This is a genomic window from Plesiocystis pacifica SIR-1 (assembly GCF_000170895.1).
GTDB lineage: Bacteria > Myxococcota_A > Polyangia > Nannocystales > Nannocystaceae > Plesiocystis > Plesiocystis pacifica.
The window spans coordinates 23,655-31,683 of sequence record NZ_ABCS01000112.1 but is presented as its reverse complement, the minus strand read 5'-3'; the positions used below and the strand labels follow the sequence as shown (position 1 = coordinate 31,683).

The 8,029-nt window shown below is 72.0% G+C and carries 6 protein-coding genes; 2 read left to right on the top strand and 4 right to left on the bottom strand.

Features of this window, described 5'->3' with window-relative positions; all coding sequences use genetic code 11:
- Together PPSIR1_RS34980 and dusA are read right to left on the bottom strand one after the other, a co-directional pair.
- The coding region (locus PPSIR1_RS34980; RefSeq protein ID WP_006975986.1) for a hypothetical protein at positions 1 to 283 on the bottom strand (283 nt) is incomplete at its 3' end.
- A 295-nt stretch (positions 284 to 578) separates the two neighbouring features.
- On the bottom strand, positions 579 to 1,667 hold the full coding sequence (gene dusA, locus PPSIR1_RS34975; protein ID WP_006975985.1) for a tRNA dihydrouridine(20/20a) synthase DusA: 1,089 nt from the start codon (positions 1,665 to 1,667) through the stop codon (positions 579 to 581).
- 105 nt (positions 1,668 to 1,772) lie between these two features.
- Here dusA and PPSIR1_RS34970 point away from each other — a divergent pair, with 105 nt between their 5' ends.
- Together PPSIR1_RS34970 and PPSIR1_RS34965 are read left to right on the top strand one after the other, a co-directional pair.
- Positions 1,773 to 2,711 carry a hypothetical protein gene (locus PPSIR1_RS34970; protein ID WP_006975984.1) on the top strand — a complete coding sequence of 313 codons (939 nt, stop codon included), beginning with the start codon at positions 1,773 to 1,775 and terminating at the stop codon, positions 2,709 to 2,711.
- Between the two features lie 60 nt (positions 2,712 to 2,771).
- On the top strand, positions 2,772 to 3,857 hold the full coding sequence (locus PPSIR1_RS34965) for a calcium/sodium antiporter (RefSeq protein ID WP_006975983.1): 1,086 nt from the start codon (positions 2,772 to 2,774) through the stop codon (positions 3,855 to 3,857).
- 3 nt (positions 3,858 to 3,860) lie between these two features.
- On the opposite strand, the gene PPSIR1_RS34960 is transcribed toward PPSIR1_RS34965, so the two are convergent.
- A complete protein-coding gene (locus tag PPSIR1_RS34960) occupies positions 3,861 to 5,633 on the bottom strand; it encodes a hypothetical protein (protein ID WP_006975982.1) in 1,773 nt (590 codons plus the stop codon).
- Positions 5,634 to 5,689: 56 nt separating this feature from the next.
- Positions 5,690 to 7,966: an acylase gene (locus PPSIR1_RS34955; protein WP_006975981.1), complete on the bottom strand. Its 2,277-nt coding sequence runs from the start codon at positions 7,964 to 7,966 to the stop codon at positions 5,690 to 5,692.
- Positions 7,967 to 8,029 lie beyond the last annotated feature (63 nt).

Genomic DNA, 8,029 nt, shown 5'->3' with positions numbered 1-8,029 from the left:
CGTTGAGCAGCAGCTTGGCGCCGCTGATGATGGCGAAGGCGGTCTCGCGGGAGCACCAGTGGGTCAGCTGCGGGGCCCGGGAGTTGAACAGGTCGAAGTTGTCGGCTTGCGCGTCGGCGTCTTCGTCGACGTCGACGTCGTCCTCTACGAGGGGACGCTGGGGGCGGCTGCAGCCGCGGAAGTCGGCGTCGGTGATCGAGTCGTCGTCGCAGCCCGCGGCGAGGGGGGCGAGGCCGAGGACGAAGAGGCACAGGGCGGTCAGGTGGGTGCGCGTGGTGGTCATGGCTGGGAGCGGTCCTTGGCCGCTACCCGGTCATGCGTCCACGGCCCTCGATCCGTGACGCGTAGCCCGAAAAGTGGCTACTTTCGACGGTCCACGTCAGGTCGATATCGCAGCGAGCTCGATTGACGACGGGCAATGGGTGCACCGTCGCGCTCCGAATCTACGCCCCCGCTCGCGGGGGCGACCACCAGCCTTCTCGAGGGCACGAACCCCATTGCCCACCAAGCCAAAGCGGAGGAGCGGATAGCGACGAAGCGTCCCCGGTCGCAGGCGGCTGTGGGGGCAGAACAGAACCTCAGCTCGCGCGGGCGCGGTCTCGGGCGGCGCCCTCGGCCTCGAGCTCGACGGCGAAGGCGGGCAGGGCGTCGAGCCCCTCCCGGGTGGGCCGCTGGCACAGCTCGTTGAGGGTCCGCTTCCACCGCTTGGCGCCCGGCCGACCCGTGAACAGGTTCATGATCGGGCGCAGCAAGATGGTCGCGCTCGGCCCCTTGTAGCGGGAGCCGGCCTCGACCCGGGCGCGCGCCATGGCCAGCTGCTCGTGGACGTGCTCGAGGTAGGCCTCGACGACGGCGGGCCGCGTGGGGGCGGGGGCCTCGCTGGCGAAGAAGCGCTGGTCGACGGCGGCGAACAGCCACGGGTCGTCCCAGGCCGCGCGCCCGAGCATGACCGCGTCGACGCGCTCGAGCTGCTCGGCGATGGCGTCGGCGGTCTTGAAGCCGCCGTTGATCTCCACGAACACCCCCGGGCGCTCGCGGGCGAGGCGGTGGACCTCGGCGTAGCGCAGCGGCGGGACGTTGCGGTTTTGCTTGGGCGAGAGCCCCTGCAGCCAGGCCTTGCGCGCGTGCACGGTGAACAGGTCGGGCTCCGCCGCCGCCACGACGTCGACGAAGTGCAGCATGTCCTCGTAGCGGTCGAGCTCGTCGACGCCGATGCGGTGCTTGACGGTGACGGGCAGCTCGACGGCCTCGCGCATGGCGACGACGCAGTCGCGGACCCGGGCGGGGTCCTTCATCAGGCACACGCCGAAGTTGCCGGACTGGACCCGGTCGCTGGGGCAGCCGACGTTGATGTTGACCTCGTCGTAGCCGAGCTCGGCCGCGATCCGGGCGCAGGCGGCGAGGGCCTCGGGGTCGTCGCCGCCCAGCTGCAGGGCCAGGGGGTGCTCGCTGGGGTGGTAGCCGAGGATGTGCTCGCGGTCGCCGTGGAGCACGGCGGGGCAGGTGACCATCTCGGTGTAGAGCAGGGTGTGGCGGGTGATCAGCCGCATCAGCCGGCGAAAGTGCCGATCGGTGCGGTCCATCATCGGGGCCACGCTGACCGGGCGCACTCGGCCACGGCGCTGCCGGGGGGCGCGGTCGTGCTCGAGGGGGGCGCGGGGGTCCATGACGGACACTGGGATAGGCCCTCGACCCTTCGGGGGCAAGCCTGGCCCGCGTGAGTCCAAAGTCCGCACCTTGCGCGCCGTCGGGTTTTGGGCCGAGGATGAGCCATGCGCTCGCCCAGCCCCTCGAGAGCCGCGCCGCCGCCGACCAGCCCCTCCGCGCTGATCGTCGTCCTCGCCCACCTCGCGGTGGTCCCCCTGGGGCTGATGGGCTTCAAGCTGCTCATCGGTGGGGACACGGGCCGGCTGGCGAGCACTTACCAGCACGGCGGCGTGTTCATGAGCGTGCTCGTGCTCGTGGCCATGGTGACGACTGGGGTGGGCCTGGCGCTGAGCCTCGTGCACCTGCGCAAGCGCCCGCTGCCGATGTGGGCGCACCTGTTCTTTCCCGCGCTGCTCGTGGCGGTGGCGATGGTCGCCGCGAACCTCGGGATCGTGGACCTGACGCGGGCTCTGGCGACCATCCCCGGCGAGTATTACTGGGACGGGATGGCGCGCGGGCTGTCCATCGCCTTGATCCCCTTGATCCTCGGCTTGCCCCTGGCGGTCGCGAGCTGCGTCCCGGTGCTGGTCCTCGCGGGTACTGCGGCGACGAGCTGGGCCGACGACGCCGACCCGAGGCGCCTGGCGTCGGCGGCGAGCGGGGCCGTCGTGGGTGTGCTGGTGCTCGCGGCCGTGGGCGCGGCGGTGGGCTGGGCGCTGGCGAGCGCGGGGCAGATCGACGCCCTCGAGGCCTACGTCGTGGTGGCGCCGGACCAGCGCGGCGTCGCCATGGCTCGAGGGGTGGATCGCCACGCGCTCGGCTCGACGATCACCTGGGTCGCGCCGCTCGCATTGCTCGGGCTCGGGGGCGCCGGGCTGTGGACCTTGCGCTCGACCCTGGCGCGGGCGCGCAAGGTCGACCTGATCAGCTCGGCGGTCGCCCTCGCCGTGGTGGTGGTCTCCCTCCTCGCCCTGCGCAACGGCGGGCTCGCGCTGCTGGGCCTGAACCCCGGAGGCGCCATGCCCGAGCTCCTCGAGCCGCTGCTGCGCCCGCTCATGGGTTGAGGCGCCAGCAAATCACGCGCGCGGGGAGCTGCCCCGAGCGCCCGGTCTAGACTCTCCTCGATGTCCCTGGGCCTCGCCATCGTCACCGTGCTCGTCGCGTTCTACGCGATGTCGGCGGTGGTCGAGGGCCCGTTCATGGCCAGCCTCGATCGCATCGCCGAGCGCATGGGGCTGTCGAGCAGCGTCGCCGGTGCGACCTTGCTGGCCTTTGGCACCAGCGCCCCGGAGCTCTCGACGGCCCTGGTCGCGCTGTTCGCCGAGGGCGCGCACGCGTCCACGGGGGTCGGCTCCATCGTCGGGTCGGCGATCTTTCAGATCCTCGTCGTGGTCGGCTTCGCGGCGGTGGTCCGGGCCTCGACCCTCGACTGGCGACCGGTGATCCGCGACGCGTTGTTTTACGCCCTGTCGATCGTGCTGCTCATCGCCTTCGTCCACGACGACCGCCTGACCCTCGTCGAGGCGGCGATCCTCGTGGGCAGCTACGGCCTCTACCTCGGCGTGATGTGGATCTGGACCCGGCGGGTCGACGAGCCCGAGCCCGAGCCCGAACTCGAGCCGGAGCCCGAAGTGGACCCGGAAGCGCCGGAGCCCGGCCCCTTCGCGCGCCTGCGTCGAGCCCTCACTTGGCCCATCGATCGGCTGCTGGCCCTGGTCCCCGACCCCGCCAGCCAAGCGCGCTGGACCCTCCCGGTGTTCGCCCTGTCCCTGGGCCTCATCGGCTTCAGCTGCTACTGGCTGGTGTTCGCCGCCGAGGCCATCGCGCAGGCCCTCGCCGTGCCGCCGGCGATCATCGCCCTGACGATCCTCGCGGGCGGCAGCTCGATCCCGGAGCTGGTTTCGTCGGCGACCGTCGCCCGCCAAGGTCGCGCCGACATGGCCGTGGCCAACGCCGTGGGCAGCAACATCTTCGACATCCTCGTCAGCCTGGGGCTCCCGGTGCTGCTGTACTGCCTGCTCCACGGCGACCTCGTCGGCCTGGGCGGGGCGACGATCACCTCCTCGCTGGTCCTGCTCGGGGCGACCTTGGCGATGGTCGTCGGTCTGCTCGCGGCCCAGCGCTTTCGCGCGAGCCGGGCCTTTGGCGCGCTGTTGATCTCGGCCTACGCGGCCTACGTGGTGGCGGCCTACCTTGGATGGATCACCTGAACGTTAGGGCGCGAGCACGGCGATGAGGATGTCCTCAGCCGCGCTGTTGCCGACGATCGGCCCGCCGCCGAAGTCGAGGCCCGCGCCGCCGCCCGTGGGGCCGGACACGAGCACGCGCCCGTCGGCGCCGATCTGGACGTGGTGCAGGTCGATGGCCCAGAAGGTGTCGGTGACGGCGAGGGTCGCCCACACCAGGTCGGCGTCGGGGTCGTACTTGGCCACGAAGCCGTCCTGGCCGTCGGAGAAGATCGGCCCGCCGCCGAGGTCGATGGTGCCCTGGAAGTCGCCGACGACGACCGGGATGCCGTCGGGGCCGACGTCGATGTCGGTGACGTCGAGCTGGTCGCCGAGCAGCTCCTCGTAGCTCACGAACACCCCGTCGGCGTCGAAGTGGGCGACGTAGCCTCCGTCCGAGAGGAAGGGGGGCGGGAAGCCCTCCTGGGGCGCGCCGGGGACCCAGTCGGCCCGGTCGCCGGCGATCCAGATGTCGCCGCCGGGGCCCAGGGCGATGGTCTGGTCCGAGTAGTTGTCGGCCCCCTCGGCGCCCGCGTGGGCGAGGACGCCGTCGGGGGTGTAGGTCGCCCAGAAGGTGCCGCCGCCTCCGTTGGCGATGACCTGGCCGTCGAGGGTGAGGCCCAGGCTGAAGCGGCCGGCGATGCCGAAGTGGCCGTCGGGGCCGACGTCCCAGTCGACGGCGATGTTGCTGTCCGTGGTCCCGGACTCGGACCACACGCCCACGCCCTCGGCGTCGAAGCGGGCGAACAGGAAGTTCGACCCGTTCCCCGTCGCGGGCAGGGGCCCGGCGCCCACGTCGACGGCCTCGCCGGAGTAGTAGCCGCCCATGACGATCTCGTCGGTGGCGGGGTCGTACTCGAGGGCGCGGGGCCACACGCCCACGTACTGCCGGCTCCACACCAGCTCGGCGTCGGGGCTGATGCGCAGCAGGTAGCCGGCCTCGCCGGGGCCGAGGCCGTCGCCGAAGTCCGTGGGCCCGTCGACGGTGCCGACGACGACGACGTCGCCGTTGGGCAGGGCCGCGCTGGCCTGGATGCGCTCGAGGGCCGGGCCGCCGAAGCCCATGGCGCTCTCGTAGTCGCCGTCGGAGGCGTAGCGGGCATAGGCGACGCCGGCGGAGAGGAGCTCGACGCCGGGCGCCGGGTCGAAGTAGCTGGTGATCCGCCCGAGGCCCGCGACGCCGCCGTCGGCCAGGAAGGTGGCGTGGCCCTCGTTGTCCTGACCGACGGAGCCCAGCATCAGGCCCCACAGCGCGTCGCCCGTGCAGGTGGGGGCCTCGCCGTCGCAGTCCTCGTCGGCGGGGGTCATGCAGCCGTCGAAGCTCGGGTAGACCGCGCCCTCGCAGGCCCCGAGCACGCCCTGATCGTCGCAGGTGGCCAGGCCCGAGGTGCACGCGCCCACGCCCTCGGTCCCGGGGGGACCCCCGTAGCAGGGGAGCTGCTCCCCGGGCTCGCAGCCGCCCTCGTCGGTGGAGCTCTCGGTGTCGGTGGAGCCCTCGGTGTCCGTCGAGGTGTCGGTGGAGCCCTCGGTGTCGGTGGAGCCCTCGGTGTCCGTCGAGGTCTCGGTGTCCGTCGAGCCCTCGCTATCCGTCGAGCTCGCGTCGTCCGAGGTGTCCGCGTCCTCGCCCATGGTCGAGTCCGTGTCGCCCACGTCGTCGTCGCCCTCGCCACCCTCGCTCTCCGGGGGCGTGCACGCGATCAGGCTCAGCGCGAGCAGGCTCAGGCCAAGACGCGCGGGGACGAAGGGGGCAGTGGCAGGCATTCGACCACAGTAGCAGGACCCCATGGCGGGGCCGTGACGTCCGCTGGAGTGAAGCCCTACTCGCCCGACCCGTCGCCGGGGTGGTAGCGCCGCACCGCCTTGGCTTCGACCTGGGCCCGGGTGAAGGGGACGTCCTTGAACTGCCGCTGCTGGTAGCGCACGCCCTGGTCGAAGAAGTGCGGCGAGTCTGGGTCGCCGCTTTGCCCCCCGGCGAGCAGGCTCTTGGCCCGGACGCGCTCCCCAAACTCCACGACGGCCACGAAGCTGTTGCCGCGGTAGCCGTAGAGCTTCTTGGTCGCGGGCCCAGGCCTGGCGCCGAAGGCCGCGAGCGCCCCCCAGCGCCCCGAGGCCAGCCCGACCGGCAGGCTGGGCGCGGCGTCGTCAAAGCTCCCGTCGGGCAGCCGCTGCAGCCGGTTGATGCTTCCCCAGGGCGGCGCGGGCTCGCCAAAGTCTGCCTCGAGGCGGGCGGCGACCTCGGCGAGCAGCTCGAGCTGTTCGGCGGGGGTCGCCTCGCTGGCAAAGGCCGTCAGCTTGGCCATGCGGCTCCCGGGCTCGCCGGCTTGGCGCTCGAGCACGGCCATGCCGTAGCCATGCGCGACGCTCATCGCCCGGGACTCGGCGTCGACGCGGTAGTCCCAGGTCCGCAGGTGCTCGATGACCTCGGCGAGCACCTGCGGGGGATCCTTCGCGCCCTCGTGGGCGGCGAGCAGGGGCGGCAGCAGGACCTCGAAGGCGGGCAGGTAGGGGTCGTAGGCCAGCTCGATGAGGCCGTCGAGGGTCAGCCCTTCGACGTCGTCGAGCAACCCGAGGGCGTGCACGGCCCGGAAGTTCTCGGCGTCCGGGGCCATGTAGGCCGGGTAGTCCGCGGGCTTGGGGCTGTGCGCTCCGGCGGCGGTGAAGGGGGTCGAGTTGCAGTTTTGCAGCCAGCCCGTGGCCGGGTTGAGCAAGGTGATGGTCTCGTCGACGGCGTGCAGGCCCTGCCAGTCCGTGCTCGGGTCGCTGCCGTCGACGGGGCGCTGGTAGTCGTGCTTGGGGTCGCGCCGGGGCATGAAGTTGCCGTGGTAGTAGGCGATGTTGCCCTCGGCGTCGGCGTAGACCGTGTTGTTCGAGCTGTTGGTGCGGATGTCCATCATCTGCCGGAACTCGGCGTGGTTGGCGGTCTTGGTCCGCAGGTAGGACTGCTCGAGGGCCCGCGCGGGGTCCCAGTTGATCTTCGTCGCGACCCAGCGCCCCGCAGCGTCGCCCGCGTCGGCCGGCAAGGCGTGGGTGATGGGCCCGTGGTGGGTGCGGTAGGTCGGGAAGCTGCGCTCGGCCATGGAGCCGTCGCCTCGCCGGTAGGCCAGGCTCAGCTCGCCGACCTCGACGGGTCGGAGCTCCTCGCCGTAGCGGTAGCGCAGCTGGCCCTCGACCTCGACCACCTCCTCGACGAACTCGTCCATGAAGTCGGCGTGGGTCGAGGTGTGCATCCAGCCGTTGTGGGCGTTGAAGCCCTGGTAGATGAAGAACTGCCCCCAGGTCACGGCCCCGTAGGCGTCGAGGCCCTCCTCGCTGACGACGTGGGCCTCGCCGCGGAAGTAGAAGCTGGTGTGGGGGTTGATGAGCAGCATCGCGTGGCCCGAGGCCGTGCGCGAGCCGGCGATGGCGAAGCCGTTGGAGCCCTTCGGCTCGGGGGCGGGCTCGGGGTCGGGTGGGGGGAGGGGGGCCTTGGCCTGTCCGTAGAAGGCCTCGATGCCCGCGAGCGGGACCTGCTCGATGTCGCCGCCGATCGAGCCTTCGAAGAAGTACATCGGCATCCACGGCTCAAAGCGGGTCAGCAGGGCGGGCTCGGTCTCGGGGTGCGTGGCCAGGTAGAAGTTGAGGCCGTCGGCGAAGGCGACGCACAGCTCGCGGAGCCACTCGGGGGCCTGTTCGTAGGCGGCCTCGGCTTGCTCGGGGCGCATGTAGAGCCGGACCCGCAGGTCGCTGAACAGCGCGCCTTCGCCCTCGACCTCGGCGAGGCGGCCGATGGCCCACACGTAGTTGCGCTCGATCCGGGGGAAGTCGTCCTCGGCGTGGGCGTAGAGCAGGCCGAAGACCGCGTCGGCGTCGCTCTTTCCGTACACGTGGGGGACGCCGTAGTCGTCGCGGAGGATCTCGACCCTGGCGGCGCGCTGCTCCCAGCGAGCGCGCTCGGGGTCCTCTGCTTTCGCCGTGGCTGTGGTCGACTGCTCGGCGGGCGAAGCGTCGGCCTGGGCGTTGGGTGCTGGCTTGGCCTGGCAGGCCGTCAGACCCAGGGCGAGGCCGAGGGCGAGCGGCCCGAGGCGAAACAGCTGCGCGGATGCGTGGGCGACCATGGGCTCGAAGCCACGGTAACACCGGACTGGTTTTGGCAGCCTGAGCAGCCACGCCCTCCCTGC

Coding starts and splice junctions, on each gene's coding strand:
- PPSIR1_RS34960 (WP_006975982.1), bottom strand. CDS start 5,633: ATGCCTGCCACTGCCCCCTTCGTCCCCGCGCGTCTTGGCCTGAGCCTG.
- PPSIR1_RS34965 (WP_006975983.1), top strand. CDS start 2,772: ATGTCCCTGGGCCTCGCCATCGTCACCGTGCTCGTCGCGTTCTACGCG.
- PPSIR1_RS34955 (WP_006975981.1), bottom strand. CDS start 7,966: ATGGTCGCCCACGCATCCGCGCAGCTGTTTCGCCTCGGGCCGCTCGCC.
- dusA (WP_006975985.1), bottom strand. CDS start 1,667: ATGGACCCCCGCGCCCCCCTCGAGCACGACCGCGCCCCCCGGCAGCGC.
- PPSIR1_RS34970 (WP_006975984.1), top strand. CDS start 1,773: ATGCGCTCGCCCAGCCCCTCGAGAGCCGCGCCGCCGCCGACCAGCCCC.